Consider the following 16,688-nt stretch of genomic DNA (forward strand, 5'->3'; position numbering starts at 1 on the left):
CCCCCCCCGCAGCAGCCGCACCCAGAACCGTAATAGAACCACCAAGTGAACCATCACCTTCTCGAGTTGATGCAAATCCGGCGAAAGCCTCGAAGCCGAAATGCCCAACTCAGGCCATCGTCGATCTGTTCAACGAAACCCTTCCTGGGCTTCCTCGGGTAGTGATGATCACCAAGAGCCGTGTAGCTACGCTCAACGCCCGGTGGAATGAGAGTGTGGTTCACCAAGATCTCGATTTCTGGTCGGACTTCTTCAAGTTGGTCGCCGCTAGCCCATTCCTGATGGGCCAGACAGAAGGGCGAGCCGGCAAACCGTTCCGCGCGGTGTTCGATTGGCTCATTGCGCCGACCAACTTCGTGAAGGTCATCGAGGGTAATTTCAATGCGTGACCCATACAGCCTTGAGGCCGAGCACGGTGTGCTGGGGGCCATGTTCCTGCGCCCTGAGTTGATCGACTTGCTCAGTGCTGACCTGTCGGTCGAGGATTTCTACTACGAGGATAACGCCGCCATCTATCGCGGCATCTTGGACTTGCATGGCGCAGGCCAGCCGGTGGATATCGTGACTATCGGCGCTCGTGTCGGGGACCTGCCTTGCGGTTCTCCCGCCTTCGCGTACGCCGCCGATATCGCCCGTAACACTCCAAGCGTTGCGAACGCTGCCTCGTACGCCGGAACCGTTCGTGAGCGCAGCCTGGATAGATCACTGATCGCATTGAGCGTTCGGATCAACGATATCGCTTACGGCGACCAGACCACCGTGGACAAGGTGGCAGCGGTGCAGGCCGAGGCCCAGGCGGTCGACAGCCAGTCGGCCACGTCCGAGGTGATCAAGGCTGAGGACATCCTGGATGACTACATCGAAGTGCTTCAGGCCCGTGCCGACCGGGGTGACGAGATTGACGGGCTATCCACCGGCATTCGCGATCTGGACGAGAAGCTGCAGGGCTTGAAGCCTGGCCAACTGATCATCATTGCGGGCCGCCCGGCCATGGGTAAAACCACCCTGGCCATGAACATCGCATCCAATGCCGCTATCCGCGAGGGTAAGAGCGTGATGGCGTTCAGTCTCGAAATGGATAACACCGGCCTGATGGACCGTTTCATGGCGTCCGAAGGGCGTATCCCCCTGCACTTGATCAAGAACGGAAAGGCTCCCCACAGCCACGGCGCGGAGCTGATGAGTGCGGCCGGCAAGCTCAAGCACTCCAGCCTGTACCTGTCGGACCGTGCGTCAATGTCGATGAACCGTATGCGGGCTGCCGCACGCCGTCACAAGCGCCGGTACGGATTGGATCTGATGGTGATCGATTACCTGCAATTGATCGAATCAGATTCGCGCACCTTCAGTCGTGAACAGGAAGTCAGCCATATGACGCGGACGGCGAAGCTGATGGCCCGTGAGCTTGGCATTCCAGTCATCTTGCTCAGCCAGCTCTCCCGCGAGTGCGAGAAGCGCCCCAACAAACGACCGATGTGTTCTGACCTGCGCGAATCCGGCGCTATTGAGCAGGACGCGGACATCATCCTTTTCGTCTACCGCGACGAGGTTTACCACGAACACAGTGAGGCCAAAGGCATTGCCGAAATCATCATCGGCAAGGGCCGGGATATTGCAGGTGGCACCGTGCGCGCCGCCTTCCTTGGGCAGTACAGCCGATTTGAACAACTGGCTGCTGGATGGGTTGAGCCGTCCAAGCCTGCAAAGGTCACCAGCATGGCTGACCGCTACAAACAAAAGGATCAATTCTAATGGCAGATCCCCGCCTCGCCGTTCCCGAGCCTGACTTGTACCGCTACGCGGTGTTTTGCTGCTCCTCCAAGATAGAGCTGGGAAGCACACCAGACCACGCGCTGGCTCTTTTTTTCGACAGGGCCATGGCCATTCGATACGGCGGTTCGATGTGGCCGTCTACATATGAGGTTGTCGACCTTCTTGAACCAGCGGAGGGTACGTTTTGAGCACTCAAATCAAAACCCTGACGGTGAAACTGTCGGACGCGGAGATTGCCCGCAATGCCAAGCTTGAGCATGTGCGCGACCTGCGGGACGCTGGCCACCCTGCGCTGCACTTCCGTTTCGCCAAGAACCGCACGCGCGGCTCCTGGTACCTGCTCAATAAGCGCAAATGGCATCGCATCGGCGGCTTTCCTGACCTGACCACCAAGCAGGTGATCGCGGCACTGCCGGCGGTACGCCTGCGGGTTGCTGCCGACGGCGCGGCCAGTGTTTCGGGCTGGGTGACCGTCGGCGAGCTGCTCGATTGGTTCGGTGACCGCATGGCCAAGTCGCGTTCGCTGTCCGACAAGCGCCGAGCTGCGGGCAAGTCGGCTATCAGTTGCCAGCTCAAGCCCCGCCTGGACGATCTGCTACTGCGTGACGTGAGCGCCCAGACCCTCGACAAGCTGCTGATGTGGCCGGCCCAGGCTGAGCTATCGCTGTCCTACGTGCAGCAGCTGTACCGGCTGCTCGCGGTGGCCTTCCATCAGGCGCGCAAGCTGGACCTGATCCCGGTCAACCCGATGGCGGAAATGAAGTTCGTCAACTTCACCACGGCGCGGATCCTGCCCAAGCCGGCGCGGTTGCGTGACGTGCAGTTGCAGGACCTGGTGAGCCTGCTGGCCGAGCGCTTCGACAGTGCGCCGGGTGACGCCATGCTGGCCTTGATGATGCTGTGCCATGGCACCCGGATCGGCGAGACCCGCCAGTCCCGCTGGGCCGACATCGCGCTGCCAGAGCGTGAGTGGTTCATCCCGGCAGAACACACCAAGACCAAGACCGAACTGCGGGTACCGCTGACCGATCAGGTGTGTTCGCTCCTACAGCTATACCGCATCCGGCAAAACACCCAGGGCTACGAAGGGCCGCTCCTGTTCCCGTCACGCCGTGGCAAGGCACTCAGTGATCACCAGGCGAGCGCGGTATTCACACGGCTAGGGCAGGGCGCTTGGACCAGTCACGACCTGCGCAAGGTGGCCCGTACCGCGTGGACTGACCTCGGCGTCGACGGCCACATCGGCGAGATGCTGCTCAACCACTCCCTGGGCAAGATCGCCTCCACTTACATCAACACCCAGGCCAAGGAGCAGCGCCGCCTTGCCCTGGTGAAGTGGCACAACTGGTTAGATCAGCGTGGCTTCAAGGCGATCCACATGCAGACAGGTGTTAGATATGAAGATTCGCAAAACCTCGTAGACGCCTTGAACGGCGGGGCCTGCGAGCCAGAACCACAATTTGTTAAGGGCGAGGTTTAAAAATGATGATTTTGCTAGATAAGTCCTCTGGTCTCGCCGTGAATCCGGCCGAAGTCAGCTCGATGCGCTTCGAGAGTTGGAATGGCGACAAGCACCTGGTGCTGACCATGCAGACCGGTAAAGACCTGTCCGTCCAGCACTGGCCATATGGAGACGGACCAAACGTTTACCGCCTGCATGAGCAGCTACTGGAGGCCAAATGAAGAAGAGCCACGGCCCAGCATTCCGCGCCGCCCAGCTCGACCTGGCCAGGTGCTCGGCATGCCGTGGCAAGGCCGTGATCAAGGGTGTCTTCCACGAATTGGCCTGCGTGCAGTGCAACGCCTCGGGCTGGGTCACCGCTGAAACCGGTGAGGCACTGCCGCTGGAGGTGCTTGTGACGCAGCTGAGCATTCGCCTCCAGGCTGCCGAGCAGCAGATCTTGCAGTTCAAGTGCTTCAAGCCTGCCGGTGCTGAAGCGCAATACAACGAGAACAACCGCCGCGGCGCCGGCGGCACCAACTTCACAGGGGATTGAGCCATGGCTATGTACAAAGACGTGATGGGCACCCTGGTGCGTGTTCTGGCAGCGGACAACATCGACAACAGCACCAAGCAGTCATGGCAGAAACTTATCGACGCCGATCTGCGCCAGGGCGGCACGGGTAGCACGCTGTCGGTCAGGGACAAGTTCGATTACGACTGCTGCCTCTATGCGTTGCTGCACCGTCAGCTCGACCCAGCCCAGTGGGATGTGCTGGTGGCCAAGTACTCCACGCACAAGGCCAACAAGGTCGGTGCCATTGGCAGGTTGGTAGCGCGCATGGTTTCGCCGGCACCGCAGCTGTTCATCTATAAGGCGCTGACGGCCTGGGCCATACCGAAGCTGAAGGGCGTCCAGGTTGGCAAGCGTTCCACCGACATGATCGTGCTGCCAGCTGAGTTCTACGACATGAATACCTGGGACCTGGCTGGCTCGCCGGAGCGCACCCGCCGCAACTGGCGAGGCGGAATCCACAAGTGTTTGGAGAAGCTCGAAGAGCAGGCTGTGATCCATGCGACCGAGATATTCGACAGCGAGCAAATCTTTGTTGATGCCGCTTGACCTGTTGGCCGACTGGCCGTAAATTAACCCCATCATGTCGATCTTGCGCGTTATGAGAGACGACCAAAAATTCTGAGCCCCGCCACTGTGCGGGGCTTTTTCGTTTCTGGAGTATCGGATGGATCCTACTGACCTCGGCCCGGGCACAGCTACCTGGCTGGGCGGTAGTGCCACTGTCGTGCTTGGTGGTTTGCTCTGGCTTCGCAAGTTCTTGTCGAAGGATGCAACCGATCGCGCGATGGACAACGCCGATATCGGCACCCTGCGTCGGCTCAATGAGCTACTCAACCAAGAGCGCGCCGCCCGTAAAGAAGCCGAGTCCCGCGCTGATCAATTCGCGAAAGAGCGTAACGATCTGGCGGCAGCCGTGGGCAGGATGGAAGGCAAGATCGAAGCTCTGACCAGTCAGGTCGGGCAACTCACCGAGCGCGTCACCCTGCAGAGTGAAGAGATCACCCGCCTGCGCACCAAGCTCGGAGGTATCGCGTAATGGACAGATGCGCATTGGAGTTCATCGCACGGCGTTGGTGGAGGCGGACTGAGGTCTGGGCTATTGCCTTGCTGCTGGTAGGTGGTGGTGCTGTTCTTGGCTATCAGGCTGCTTACTGGGCACTCGCCGATAAGCAGAGCATGCAGATCACCGACATCCGCAAGGCCTACGACACGGCCATGGAAGAGCGGGACAAGCGTCTTGAAGAACTGACCCGCAAGACTGGCACCGCCGCCGACAAGGCCACCAAGGCTGCAACCACTGCTGCCCAGGCTGTAGACAAGGCGGATGAAGCGCTCAATCGGGTAGGTCAGTGATGGCTTGCAGTGGATGCGCCGCCCGGCGCGAATGGTTCAACAAGATGAAGAGGCTGGCCTATGAGCGAGCAAGCGTACTGCTTACAGGCCGAGATGCTGGCCGAGATGAAGAAACAGACCGCGCTGCTGGAGCGGATGGAGGCGCACCAAGCGCTACTGATCCAGGCGCTGGCAGAGGATCAGGCCGAGCAGGACCCTGATGCCCGCCCGCTGACGTACATGGATGGCACCCCGTGCCGCTGAGACCGCAGAAGCCGTGCAATGCCCAGGGGTGCAACACCCTGACCCGTAACCCTCGGTACTGTGATGATCACGCTCACCTACTCAAGAGCTCGACCTGGGCCAAGCCCCGAGAGAGCAGCACCAAGCGCCACTACAACTATAAGTGGCAGCAGGCCCGGGCTGGTTGGTTGGCCAAGCATCCGCTGTGCAGATGCTGCGAGCAGGCAGGCAAGGTGGTCGCGGCGACGGATGTTGACCACATCATCCCGCATAAAGGTGACATGACCCTCTTCTGGGATCGGGGCAACTGGCAAAGCCTCTGCGGCCCGTGCCACTCCAGCAAAACGGCCTCCGAGGATGGTGGTTTCGGCAATTCCCGGCGCTGAAAACAGAAAATCGACCAAAAACCAGTGAAAAACGATCAAATGAGAATTATTCGCGCCGATAGGGAGGGGGAGGGTCAAAAGTCTGGGCCTTTTCGCTTCTAGACCGCGCCCTCAATCGTTTTTTTACACCCGCGAAATTAAAAATCCAGGAGTTGCGCGATGGGAGGCACCGCCACGGTCGCCGGCCGTGGTCGCAAACCCAAGCCGACGGCCAAGAAATTGCTCGCCGGAAATCCTGGCAAGCGAGCACTCAACAAGGCCGAGCCAGAGTTTTCAAAGATCACAAATGTCGATCCGCCCGAGTGGCTGACTGACCGCGCTGCCCAAATGTGGCGCATGGTTGTCCCCGAGTTGCTCCGCGAAAACGTGGTAGCGATCACCGATCTGCACAACGTCGAAGCGTTTTGCGTTGCATATGACAACTGGCGCATGGCCCAAGAGTCAGTCCAGCAGCATGGAATCGTGGTGGCTGGAGCCCAGGGTGGCCCGATAAAGAATCCCGCCCTGACCGCCGCCAACGAAACGATGCGCCAAATAGTGACGTTCGGCTCGATGCTTGGGCTCGATCCGGCCAGTCGTACGCGCCTGATCGGCGGTAACAAGGAGAAAGAAACCAACGAATTCGCCCAACTACTGAGATCCTAAATGGCCAAGTCCGCTCATCCCAACGTCGACAAGGCGATGGCGTGGGGTAGGTCTCTGTTGCGCGGGAAGGTTCCGGCATGCCGTTATATTCACCAGGCCGTGCAACGCCACTTCGATGATGTGGCTGCCAGCCGCAAGCGCGCATTCCGCTTCAGGTTCGACCCAGCCAAGGCCGAGAAGAAGCTCAAGCTGATGCAGCTGTTACCGCACACCAAGGGCGAGTGGGCATTCAAGCGACAACTGATCACCCTTGAGGCCTGGCAACTGTTCGGTATTGCGGTGACGTTTGGCTGGGTCAGGAAGACGGGCGGCTACCGGCGCTTCCGCGAGAGCTACTGGGAGGTGCCGCGAAAGAACGGCAAATCAGTCGTTGCTGGTGGTGTTGGCATCAGCATGTTCGTCGCCGATGGCGAGTACGGTGCCGAGGTGTATGCCGGTGCTACGACAGAGAAACAAGCCTGGGAAGTGTTCCGCCCGGCGAAGCTGATGGTTACCAAGTCGCCAATGCTGGTGCTGGCCGCCGGAATTGAGGTGAACGCCTCCAATATGAACATCCCATCGGACTTCAGCCGCTTCGAGCCGCTGATCGGCAACCCCGGCGATGGCGCTTCACCCAGCTGCGCCATCGTCGACGAATACCACGAACACCCAACGTCAGCCCAATACGACACCATGCTCACTGGCATGGGGGCCAGACGGCAGCCGTTGATGTTCATCATCACCACCGCCGGCGCCGACATTGAGGGGCCTTGCTACGACAAGCGCCGACAGGTAATCGAGATGCTCGAGGGCACCGTGCCCGACGACGAGTTGTTCGGTTGGATCTGGACGCTGGATGAGGGGGATGACTGGACTGACCCGAAGATGCTGGCCAAGGCCAACCCGAACCACGGGGTTTCTGTGTTCCAGGAGTATCTGGAGAGCCAGCAGGCCAGGGCAATACGCTCAGCCCGGTTCACCAATACCTTCAAGACAAAGCACCTCAACCTATGGGTGAGCGCCAAGTCCGGCTTCTACAACATGGAAAGCTGGAAGGCCTGCGAAGACACCACGTTGACTCTGGAGCAGTTTGAGGGCCAAGAGTGGAACGCGGGCTTCGACCTAGCGCGAAAGCTCGACATGAACTCAAGGGCTCGGCTGTTCTGGCGAATGATCGACGGAAAGATTCACTACTACAGCGTGGTCCCGAAGTTCTGGGTTCCTTATGACACTGCATTTAATGCAGATAACAAACGGATGTCGGAGCGGTTCCAGGCCTGGATTCACTCCGGGCACCTTGAGGTAACTGATGGGGCCGAGGTTGATTACCGAGAGATCCTCGAAGATACGAAGGAGGCCAATCATCAGGCTCCTTTGAGGGAGTCGCCAATTGACCCGTTTGGCGCTACCGGGTTGAGCCACGACTTGGATGACGAGGGGTTCAATCCAATAACCACCACCCAGAACTACACCAACCTATCGGACCCAATGAAGGAGCTGGAAGCAGCCATTGAGTCAGGCCGGTTCCATCACGATGGCAACCCGATCATGACTTGGTGTATCGGCAACGTTATCGGCAAGAACCTGCCTGGTAACGATGATGTGGTGCGCCCGATCAAGCAAGGCGACGACAACAAAATCGACGGTGCCGTTGCATTAATCATGGCTATCGGTCGCGTTCTCGCAAACCTACATCCAGACGACACCCTCTCTGATCACATTTCAAAGCACGGAATTCGAACCCTATGACCGACGAAATCAAGCCGCCCAAGCTGGAGGCGCTGAAGGAGGCTGCCCCCGATATCGTCGGCGTCCTTGGTTTGGCTTTGCTGACGCGCGGCCTTTGGGCGTGGATGGGCGAGCCGCTTGCTTTAACGGTATGCGGCGCGCTGTTGATCATTCTTGCCGTGGTATCGATTGTGCGAGGTGGACGCTGATGCTCCGTTCACTCCTTGGAAGGAAAAGCGAAACCCAGATCATTGATACGCCGGAGAAGCTCGCCCAGGCATTGGGGGCTGGCTATGAAAGCAACGCCGGCCAACGGGTAACAACCACCAGTGCCATGCAGCAGTTGGTTGTATTCAATTGCGTGCGGGTGCTGGCTGAGTCGATGGGGATGCTGCCTTGTAGGCTATTGAAGCAAACGGGGCGTATCCGATTACCCGCTACAGGACACCGGCTCTATCCCCTGATAACCATGGCTCCCAACAGCTACATGACCGCCCAGGAGTTCTGGGAGATGCTGGTGGCATGCCTATGCCTACGCGGCAACTTCTACGCCTACAAGGTGAAGGCGCTTGGCAATGTGGTTGAGCTTCTACCGCTCAACCCGGACATCGTTACGCCAAAGCTCAAGGACGACTGGACAGTTGAATACAAGGTCAATTTCAAGTCGGGCGTTCAAACGCTAACCCAAGATGAGATTTGGCATGTTCGCCTGTTCACGCTGGATGGGCTCAACGGGCTGAATCCGATCGCCTATGCGCGTCAGGCGCTTGGGCTAGGCCAGGCGATGGACGCTCACGCCGCCAAGCTGTTCACCAACGGCGCCGTAACTAGTGGTGTCCTGCGGACGGAACAACAGCTTACCGATGAGGCATTCGGGCGCCTGAAAGAGGACTTTCAAGGTCAACACATGGGGGTGGCAAACGCCTATAAGCCCATGATTCTGGAAATGGGTCTGGACTGGAAGCCGATCAGCCTCAACGCCCAAGACACCCAGTTTATCGAATCCAAGAAGCTGACCGAGGCGCAGATCTGCGGCCTGTTCCGTGTGCCGCCGCACCTGGTGGCCAGCATGGAAAAGATGACGCTCAACAACATCGAGCATATGGGCATGAGTTTCGTGAACTATTCGCTGGTTCCGATCATGACCCGCATCGAGCACCGCATTCAGGTTGGGCTACTTAACGAGAAAGACCGCCTCACTCATTACGCCAAGTTCAACGCCGGCGCCTTGATGCGCGGCGATCTGAAAGGGCGGTACGAGTCCTACGGCAAGGGCATTCAGTGGGGGATCTTGAGCCCCAACGACTGCCGGGAGCTGGAGGACGAAAACCCTCGTGAGGGCGGAGATATCTACCTCACCCCAATGAATATGACCACCAACCCAGAGGCTGCCGACGATGCAGACAAAACAGCGTCTTGATCTGCCGCTGACCATTAAATCGGTCAGCGACAGCGGTGAGTTCGAAGGCTATGGCTCGGTGTTCGGAGTCGAAGACAGCTACGGCGACGTGGTAATTCGCGGCGCATTCGCAGCCAGTTTGGCCAAATGGAAAGAGAAAGGGCGTCTCCCGGCGATGCTCTGGCAGCACAACATGAGCGAGCCGATCGGCATCTACACCGAGATGCGCGAGGACGACGTTGGCCTGTACGTCAAAGGTCAGTTACTCGTTGACGCGGACCCGCTGGCCAAGCGAGCCCACGGCCATATGAAGGCCGGCAGCCTGACCGGCATGTCCATTGGCTACATGCTCGATGACTACGAATACGACAAGGAAAAAGGCGTCTGGATCTTGAAGGCAATCGACCTGTGGGAAGTATCCCTGGTCACCTTTCCGGCGAACGACGAGGCCCGTATTACTGATGTGAAATCTCTGCTGGCTCGCGGCGAAACACCGCCGCCCAGCAAAGTGGAGCGAGCCCTTCGAGAGGTTGGGTTTTCTGGCTCACAAGCCAAGGCCTTTATGGCTAAGGGCTACGGCGCAGTGTCACCGCGAGAGGCGGATGCCGACGATGCAATGCAATCCCTCAAATCACTATTGACCCGCATTTAAGGAGCCTCTCATGGCTGTTGACAAGAAAGATATCGATGACGTCGCTGAAGCCCTGGGCAAGAAGTTCGACGAATTCAAAAAGACCAATGACAAGCGCATTGATGGCCTGGAAGAAGAAAAGGGCAAGCTGTCCGGACAGGTCGACACTCTCAATGAAAAGTTGAGCGAGCTGGATGAGCTGAAAAGCAATCTGGAAAAAGAGCTGCTGGCCCTCAAGCGTCCAGACGGTACCGGCACCAAAGCTGCCAGCGAACACAAGGCTGCTTTCATGCAGTTCGTGCGCAAGGGTATCGAAACCGGCCTGGGCGAACTGCAGGCCAAGGCATTGCAAGTAGGCGTTGATGCCGATGGCGGTTTCGCGGTTCCAGAAGAGCTGGATCGCAGCATCATCGAGCTGCTGCGTGATACCTCGCCGATGCGCCAGGTGTGCAACCAAATCATCGTTGGCAGCCCGGACTACAAACGCCTGGTAAACCTCGGCGGTAACGGCGCTGGCTGGGTTGGTGAAACCGATCCGCGCCCAGCTACCAATACTCCGAAGTTGGGTAACATCTCTGCCTTTATGGGTGAGCTGTACGCCAACCCACAAGCCACTCAGACCAGCCTTGACGACATCTTCTTCGATGCTGAGGGATGGTTGAATGGCGAGGTTGCCCGCGACTTCGCCGAGAAAGAAGGGAATGCCTTCCTGGTGGGTGATGGCGTTAACAAGCCCAAAGGCCTGCTGGCTTACGGCCTGGATTTGAAGGCCGACGATGAGCGTGCGTTCGGTGTTCTGCAAAAGCTCGTCTCTGGCACCGCCGGCGCGATCACTGGCGACAGCCTGATCAACCTGATTCACGCCCTCAAGGCAGGCTACCGCGCTAACGGCACCTGGATGATGGGCAACCTGACCGTTGCTTATGTCCGCAAGCTGAAGGACAGCGAGGGCAACTACCTGTGGCGCCCAGGCCTGGAAGCGGGCGCGCCGTCGGTCCTTCTGGGCTACGGCATCACCGAAAACGAAGACATGCCGGATGTCGCCGCCGATGCCAATGCCATTGCATTCGGCGACTTCAAGCGCGCTTACACCGTTGTCGACCGTATCGGCACCCGCGTGCTGCGCGACCCCTACACCAACAAGCCGTTTGTTGGCTTCTACACCACCAAGCGCGTCGGCGGCATGCTGGTCGACTCCCAGGCCGTGAAGATTCTCACCCTGAGTGCCGCAGCCTAATTGGGAGGGCGCCTTCGGGCGCCCATCCTGCGGAGGATTTATGCCAACAATCATTGTTACCAAGCCGTTCCTGTTCGCGGTCGACGGTAATCATGTGATCCAGATAGAGGTGGGCGAGCAGGAGGTCTCTGAGCGATGCGCCATCGTTGCTGTGGAGCATCTGGAGTACGCCACGCTTGCAGGTGAACCGAAGGCCGAGCGCAAGCCACGGAGCAAGCCATGATTGATCTGCCCATCGTCAAGGCTCACTTACGGGTCGACCATGACGATGAGGATGCGCTAATTGAGGGCTACAGGGATGCAGCTCTCAGTGCGTTTGAGACCTGGACCAATCGCACCTTGGTCGATCCAGAAGGAACTTTGCCTGATCCAGTCGGCAACGCGCTATTGATGACTAAAGCGATCAAGCAGGGCGCGCTGATGCTGATCGGTCACTGGTACAGCGACAAGGAGTCGGTGGTGATCGGTGGCGTAGCGGTTGAACTGCCTATGGCAACCAGTGCTCTTTGGAAGCCTCACCGCTGGGTGAATATATGAGAGCCGGCGATCTTCGTCATCGAATTACCATCCAGCGCCCCGAGTACGTGCAAGATCAGGCTACGGGGGAAATGACCCCCTCATGGGTTGATGTATCGAAGGTCTGGGCCAGTGTCAGTCCGTTATCTGCTCGCGACCTCATTGCCGCAGCTGCTATCCAGTCAAAGCTGACAGCTCGCGTCGTCATTCGTTACCGCGCAGGTATCGACTCGACCATGCGAATCGTGCACCGCGGCGAGTTTTACAGCATCGAAGGCCGACCGCTGGAAGATCCAAAGTCTGGGATTGAGTACCTGACCATTCTGGTTTCAAGGGAGGGCTAAGGATGGCTGATGGCATGGAGTTCAGCATCACCGGTTTAGATTCATTGCTCGGCAAGCTTGAGGCAGTGACATACGACCTCAAGCGCAAAGGTGGGCGCTCGGCGTTGCGCAAAGCTGCTCAACTGGTGACCAACAAGGCAAAGGAGGGCGCCGAAAAGCTGGACGACACGGCAACGGGCCGGTCGATCGCCAAAAACATCGCGCTTCGTTGGAATGGGCGGCTGTTTAAGCAGACAGGAAATCTGGGCTTTCGGGTCGGTGTGCTGCATGGCGCGGTCCTTCCCAAAAAGGGGACCACACCTGATTTATCAGCCAATGGGCCAACCCCCCACTGGAGGCTCTGGGAGTTTGGGACTGTAAAAATGCACGGCTCTCCTTTTATGCGTAAAGCCCTTGCCGACAATATCAGCGCAGCGACTGACACATTCGTAACCGAGTACGAGAAAGCCATCGACCGCGCCCTAAAGCGTGCAGCCAAAAAGGCATCGCAATGAAGTATCCGCCAATCTTTCAAGTTGCTGCTGCTGATCCTAGCGTCACGGCGCTACTGGGCACCAACCCGACGCGGCTCTATTTGTTCGGCATGGCGCCTGACACGCCTGCGGGAACGTATTGCGTATGGCAGGTGGTCAACGGCTCGCCGGAAAGCTTCTTGGCTGGACGTCCTGATGCAGAGGCCTACGGCCTTCAGGTGGATGTTTACGGAACCACCGCCGCCGCAGCTCGGGCTGCTGGGCACGCCATTGAATATGCGGTCGAATTGAGCGCAACTATTACCAGCTACAACGGTGAAACCAAGGACGCGGAGACAGGCCTGTATCGATACAGCTTCGACGTGGACTGGATTGTCCGCCGATAACCAAGCCCCAAACCCAAGCCCGCCATGAGCGGGTATTTTTTTGTCCGCAGGAGACACCTATGTCCATTCTCACCCAGGGCACGCAGGTCTTTGCCCTCGTTCCACCGCTGTCCGGCACCGGCCCCTATACCGTCATGGAGGTGGAGTGTGCCACCAGCTTTGACCCAGGCGGTGCGCCGGCTGACCAGATTGAAGATACGTGCCTGAGCGCCAAGGAGCGCAGCTACAAGAAGGGCTTGCGCACCCCTGGCCAGGCTTCCCTGGGCTTGAATGCTGATCCCAACAACGCTAGCCATATTCGCCTGCATCAGCTTTCCGAGGCTGACGGCGATACCAGTATCAAGTGGGCGGTGGGCTGGTCTGATGGTACGGCGCTGCCAACGCTTGAAACTGACGGCGATGATTTCGAACTGCCGGCCACGCGGACCTGGTTCGTGTTTGAAGGTTACGTGTCGGACTTCCCGTTCTCGTTCGCTGCAAACACCGTCGTGACCACCACTGCAACCATTCAGCGTTCGGGCGGTTCCGCCTGGATCAAGAAAACCACATAAGGGCGAAACATGAACCTGACTGAACTGAAAGCTGCCGGCGGTCTCGTCGGCGGCGCCATGGTAAAAAAAGCGGTTGTGTGGAAACACGAGGACACCAAGGGCAAACCTGTCACTGACAAGTTCTCGATTTTCGTAATGCCGCAGTCATTCGGCATGATCGAAAAGCTCTTCTCTGCCAGCGATTCAGAGCAGAGCCGCAATGCAAAGTACATCTCGACTTGCGTGACGCTCGGCGAAAACGGCGAAGAGGCAATTTCCTACGAGGATGCCTACCGCCTGAACCCTGGTCTGGGCTGGGCCATTCTTGCCGCCGTGCATGAGGTCAATAACACCGGGGCCGACCGCACAAAAAACTAACAGCCGCCGATGAGTTCTGGCATGAGCTGGTGCTGAACGGAGTCGGCGGGCGAACAGTGGCAGAGGCCAAGGCCAATATCAGTTATCCCGAGGCCATGGCCTGGGCTGCATACAGAAACAAACATGGTTCCTTCAACTTGGCGAATCGATCCGAGCAGATGGGCGCGATCATTGCGCTGCAGGTGAATCGGCTGGGCGGCGGCACCGCAGAGTTGATCGACTTCATGCCTCACCAAGAAAAAGCAGGGGTATCGCTCGAGACGGCAATGGCCGAATGGGCATGACCTGCGCATCCACAGGAAATAGCCCATGGCTACTCGTTCACTCGGCACGCTGACGCTGGACCTGATTGCGCGCATCGGTGGTTTCGAGCAAGGCATGGATAAAGCCGGCCGCCTCACCGAAAAGCGCATGAAGGAGATGGAGGCTCGTGCCGAGGCCGCCGGCAAGAAGATCGGCGGCGCACTTGCAACTGTGGTGACCGCCACCCTGGGTGTGGGTACCGCCTCGCTGGTGATGCTTAAAAACACTGCGGCGGCGACCACCGAGACCGACCGGTGGGCCAAATCCCTGGGTATCGGGACCACTGTCTTGCAGCAGTGGCAATATGCCGCCGAGCGCGCCGGACTCAGCGGCGACAAGATGGCCGACATCTTCAAGGATATCGGCGACAAAATCGGCGATGCAGTTATCACCGGCGGCGGGGAGGCCATAGAAGGTCTCAAAAAGCTGGGGTTGTCAGCCGAAGAGCTGGCGCGAATGGCGCCCGACAAGCAGCTACTGGCAATCGCTGACGGCCTTAAAAAGGTCTCAACGCAGTCCGAGAAAATCAACATCCTCGAGAGCCTTGGCAACGATCTTTCGCGGATGCTGCCCCTGCTCGATAAAGGGGGCGAGAGTCTGCGCAAGTACCTGGCCCAGGCAAAGGACTTTGGGATCGCAATGGATCCTGCGCAGATCGCGAACCTGGTGCGCGCAAACGAAATCATCCAAGACCTGCAGTTCCAGGTCGAAGGGTTGCGCAACGAGTTCGTGTCCGGGCTAGCAAACGTTGATATGGGCCCCCTGCAAAACTCGCTCGATGGCTTGCGCGATATCGTTAAGGATCCAGCGTTCCAGCAGGGCATGGCAGACTTGGCCGCGCTGGTTGTGAAGTTGACCGGCGCCGCCGCAAGCGGCCTGGCACAACTGCCCAACGACTTGCGCGCAATGGCCAATGACCTGAAGCAGGTCACGTCCTTTTTCTCAACGGACCGGAAAACACGACATCTGGCCGGCGTCTCCGACGAGGAGGCCACCAACCGGTCACTGGATGCTTATAACAAGTCGCAGGGCGCGCTCAACAAGTTCGCCACCAACCCAACGCTATTCGTTGGGGACCTGTTCGGGCAGGACCTGGGGGCCGCCAAGAAAGCATCGGATGAGCGTCTAGCGAGTTACAAGGCCTATAGCGATCTGCGCGGCTGGGGCGATCAGAAACTGGTTGAGGGAAACAAGCAGGTTGAGCAGCAAGAGCAAAAAGTCGCCGCGGCATTTACTGGTACCACCGCGGCATCACTGAAGCTGCTCGACTCATATGACCGGTTGAACAAATTGCAGGAGGACCGTGCTGCACTCGTTGCGGCAATGGCCAAAGATCCCGCCAACGCTGATCGCTACAGGCGCGCAATTGAGGCAATCGACAAGCAGGTCGCCCAGCTCAACGGCTCCACTAAAGCCGCCACGGATGCCCAGAGCAAACTCAATGCCCAGCTCAAAGAGGCCGCCACGGCTTTTGATCAGCTCCGTCAGACCTATGATCCGGTAAACGCTGCGGCGCACGAATTCAGCAAGCAGACCGGACAGATCGCACTGCTGGAGAAAAACGGAAAAATCTCCAAAGAGCAGTACGGTAAAGCCACCGCTTGGTTGGCGAGCCAGTTCAACGAGGCGGTTAACGCCGCCACCGGTCTTTCCCAGGCGATGCAGTTCCAGGCTGACTTGGAGCGGCAGCTCAACAATCAGCGCGAGCAGTATGCGGCACAGGCTGCGGCCGTCGGCATGGGCAGCAAGGAGTCCGATCGCTATCTCGAGCGCCTGGAGCTTGAGCGTCAGACCAACGATAAAGTTCTTTCCCTTCGGACCGAGCTTGCAACAGCTACAACTGACACTCAGCGCAAAGCCCTTCAAGACCAGATTGACCTGACAAATGCGTACCTGCCGAAGCAAGTGGCTGCGATGCAAGAGGGATGGGCGCAGATGGACTCTGCGCAAAGCGACTGGTCAAACGGCGCGAAGAGCGCCTGGCAGGACTATTTGGATAGCGCCAAAGACGTCGCCGGCCAGACGAAAAGCATGTTCAGCAACGCTTTCAGCTCCATGGAAGATTCGCTGGTGAACTTTGCCATCACCGGTAAGGCGTCGTTTGCCGACTTCACCAAATCCATTCTGGCCGATATGGCGCGCATCGCTGCCCGCCAGGCAAGTTCGGCTCTGCTGGGCAGCTTGGTCGGTGCGGCGGCCAGTTACTTCGGTGGTGGTGCAGCTGGCGGCAATGGGCTTGCGGCCGGGTCTGCTGGTGCCACTTCGTCCAACTTGGGGGCGTCTGCTGGGGGTTACTCCGGAAGCTACTTCCCACAAGCCAAGGGCGGCGCATGGTCGGGCGGCGTGCAGATGTTCGCCGATGGTGGCGCATTCACAAACTCTATCGT

General features: G+C 58.6%; 25 protein-coding genes and 1 pseudogene. All 26 read left to right on the forward strand.

The window, feature by feature from the left end:
• Positions 1-389, forward strand: a pseudogene (locus GIW79_RS28115) (helix-turn-helix domain-containing protein); the annotation flags it as partial.
• Complete coding sequence (gene dnaB / locus GIW79_RS28120; protein ID WP_057977661.1) at positions 382-1,752, forward strand: replicative DNA helicase; 1,371 nt, start codon at positions 382-384, stop codon at positions 1,750-1,752. The pseudogene GIW79_RS28115 and the gene dnaB, both read left to right, overlap by 8 nt.
• Complete coding sequence (locus GIW79_RS28125; protein ID WP_057977662.1) at positions 1,752-1,961, forward strand: hypothetical protein; 210 nt, start codon at positions 1,752-1,754, stop codon at positions 1,959-1,961. Before dnaB ends, GIW79_RS28125 begins: the two co-directional genes overlap by 1 nt.
• The gene (locus GIW79_RS28130) at positions 1,958-3,253 is read left to right on the forward strand and encodes a tyrosine-type recombinase/integrase (RefSeq protein ID WP_236455315.1); all 1,296 of its coding nucleotides are present in this window, start codon (positions 1,958-1,960) and stop codon (positions 3,251-3,253) included. Before GIW79_RS28125 ends, GIW79_RS28130 begins: the two co-directional genes overlap by 4 nt.
• 2 nt (positions 3,254-3,255) lie before the next feature.
• Positions 3,256-3,456: a hypothetical protein gene (locus GIW79_RS28135; RefSeq protein ID WP_236455316.1), complete on the forward strand. Its 201-nt coding sequence runs from the start codon at positions 3,256-3,258 to the stop codon at positions 3,454-3,456.
• Positions 3,453-3,770: a hypothetical protein gene (locus tag GIW79_RS28140; RefSeq protein WP_236455317.1), complete on the forward strand. Its 318-nt coding sequence runs from the start codon at positions 3,453-3,455 to the stop codon at positions 3,768-3,770. The genes GIW79_RS28135 and GIW79_RS28140 overlap by 4 nt, the downstream gene beginning before the upstream one ends.
• Before the next feature lie 3 nt (positions 3,771-3,773).
• Entirely contained in the window at positions 3,774-4,337 is a 564-nt protein-coding gene (locus GIW79_RS28145) for a hypothetical protein (protein WP_236455319.1), read from the forward strand.
• A 118-nt stretch (positions 4,338-4,455) separates the two neighbouring features.
• On the forward strand, positions 4,456-4,827 hold the full coding sequence (locus GIW79_RS28150) for a chemotaxis protein (protein ID WP_068966468.1): 372 nt from the start codon (positions 4,456-4,458) through the stop codon (positions 4,825-4,827).
• Positions 4,827-5,144 (forward strand): hypothetical protein, encoded by a 318-nt coding sequence (locus GIW79_RS28155; RefSeq protein ID WP_044275237.1) that lies wholly within the window; start codon positions 4,827-4,829, stop codon positions 5,142-5,144. Before GIW79_RS28150 ends, GIW79_RS28155 begins: the two co-directional genes overlap by 1 nt.
• A gap of 60 nt (positions 5,145-5,204) precedes the next feature.
• Positions 5,205-5,387: a hypothetical protein gene (locus GIW79_RS28160; RefSeq protein WP_044275235.1), complete on the forward strand. Its 183-nt coding sequence runs from the start codon at positions 5,205-5,207 to the stop codon at positions 5,385-5,387.
• Positions 5,388-5,599: 212 nt separating this feature from the next.
• Complete coding sequence (locus tag GIW79_RS29710; protein WP_323556082.1) at positions 5,600-5,752, forward strand: HNH endonuclease signature motif containing protein; 153 nt, start codon at positions 5,600-5,602, stop codon at positions 5,750-5,752.
• Positions 5,753-5,911: 159 nt separating this feature from the next.
• Positions 5,912-6,397 (forward strand): phage terminase small subunit P27 family, encoded by a 486-nt coding sequence (locus GIW79_RS28170; RefSeq protein WP_186625539.1) that lies wholly within the window; start codon positions 5,912-5,914, stop codon positions 6,395-6,397.
• Positions 6,398-8,125, forward strand: a complete 1,728-nt coding sequence (locus tag GIW79_RS28175; protein WP_236455321.1) for a terminase large subunit — start codon at positions 6,398-6,400, stop codon at positions 8,123-8,125.
• The gene (locus GIW79_RS28180; protein ID WP_236455323.1) at positions 8,122-8,313 is read left to right on the forward strand and encodes a hypothetical protein; all 192 of its coding nucleotides are present in this window, start codon (positions 8,122-8,124) and stop codon (positions 8,311-8,313) included. Before GIW79_RS28175 ends, GIW79_RS28180 begins: the two co-directional genes overlap by 4 nt.
• Positions 8,313-9,524 (forward strand): phage portal protein, encoded by a 1,212-nt coding sequence (locus GIW79_RS28185; protein WP_236455325.1) that lies wholly within the window; start codon positions 8,313-8,315, stop codon positions 9,522-9,524. The genes GIW79_RS28180 and GIW79_RS28185 overlap by 1 nt, the downstream gene beginning before the upstream one ends.
• Positions 9,502-10,155, forward strand: coding sequence for an HK97 family phage prohead protease (locus GIW79_RS28190; RefSeq protein WP_198843280.1), 654 nt, complete (start codon positions 9,502-9,504; stop codon positions 10,153-10,155). The genes GIW79_RS28185 and GIW79_RS28190 overlap by 23 nt, the downstream gene beginning before the upstream one ends.
• A gap of 10 nt (positions 10,156-10,165) precedes the next feature.
• Positions 10,166-11,371, forward strand: coding sequence for a phage major capsid protein (locus GIW79_RS28195; RefSeq protein ID WP_236455327.1), 1,206 nt, complete (start codon positions 10,166-10,168; stop codon positions 11,369-11,371).
• A 40-nt stretch (positions 11,372-11,411) separates the two neighbouring features.
• Positions 11,412-11,594: a hypothetical protein gene (locus GIW79_RS28200; protein ID WP_236455329.1), complete on the forward strand. Its 183-nt coding sequence runs from the start codon at positions 11,412-11,414 to the stop codon at positions 11,592-11,594.
• Positions 11,591-11,908, forward strand: coding sequence for a head-tail connector protein (locus tag GIW79_RS28205; RefSeq protein ID WP_054917183.1), 318 nt, complete (start codon positions 11,591-11,593; stop codon positions 11,906-11,908). The genes GIW79_RS28200 and GIW79_RS28205 overlap by 4 nt, the downstream gene beginning before the upstream one ends.
• Complete coding sequence (locus GIW79_RS28210) at positions 11,905-12,231, forward strand: phage head closure protein (RefSeq protein ID WP_054917181.1); 327 nt, start codon at positions 11,905-11,907, stop codon at positions 12,229-12,231. The genes GIW79_RS28205 and GIW79_RS28210 overlap by 4 nt, the downstream gene beginning before the upstream one ends.
• Positions 12,232-12,233: 2 nt before the next feature.
• Positions 12,234-12,725, forward strand: coding sequence for an HK97-gp10 family putative phage morphogenesis protein (locus GIW79_RS28215; RefSeq protein WP_236455331.1), 492 nt, complete (start codon positions 12,234-12,236; stop codon positions 12,723-12,725).
• The gene (gene gp17 / locus GIW79_RS28220) at positions 12,722-13,090 is read left to right on the forward strand and encodes a tail completion protein gp17 (RefSeq protein WP_236455337.1); all 369 of its coding nucleotides are present in this window, start codon (positions 12,722-12,724) and stop codon (positions 13,088-13,090) included. Before GIW79_RS28215 ends, gp17 begins: the two co-directional genes overlap by 4 nt.
• A 59-nt stretch (positions 13,091-13,149) precedes the next feature.
• The gene (locus GIW79_RS28225) at positions 13,150-13,641 is read left to right on the forward strand and encodes a phage tail tube protein (RefSeq protein ID WP_034127816.1); all 492 of its coding nucleotides are present in this window, start codon (positions 13,150-13,152) and stop codon (positions 13,639-13,641) included.
• A 9-nt stretch (positions 13,642-13,650) separates the two neighbouring features.
• On the forward strand, positions 13,651-13,998 hold the full coding sequence (locus tag GIW79_RS28230; protein WP_054917176.1) for a phage tail assembly chaperone family protein, TAC: 348 nt from the start codon (positions 13,651-13,653) through the stop codon (positions 13,996-13,998).
• A gap of 29 nt (positions 13,999-14,027) precedes the next feature.
• Positions 14,028-14,282, forward strand: a complete 255-nt coding sequence (locus GIW79_RS28235) for a hypothetical protein (protein WP_054917174.1) — start codon at positions 14,028-14,030, stop codon at positions 14,280-14,282.
• A 25-nt stretch (positions 14,283-14,307) separates the two neighbouring features.
• On the forward strand, positions 14,308-16,688 hold a 2,381-nt coding region (locus GIW79_RS28240; RefSeq protein ID WP_236477455.1), incomplete at its 3' end, for a phage tail tape measure protein.

The organism is Pseudomonas sp. PA-7-1E (assembly GCF_021605325.1).
In the GTDB taxonomy this organism is placed as follows: domain Bacteria; phylum Pseudomonadota; class Gammaproteobacteria; order Pseudomonadales; family Pseudomonadaceae; genus Aquipseudomonas; species Aquipseudomonas fluorescens_BV.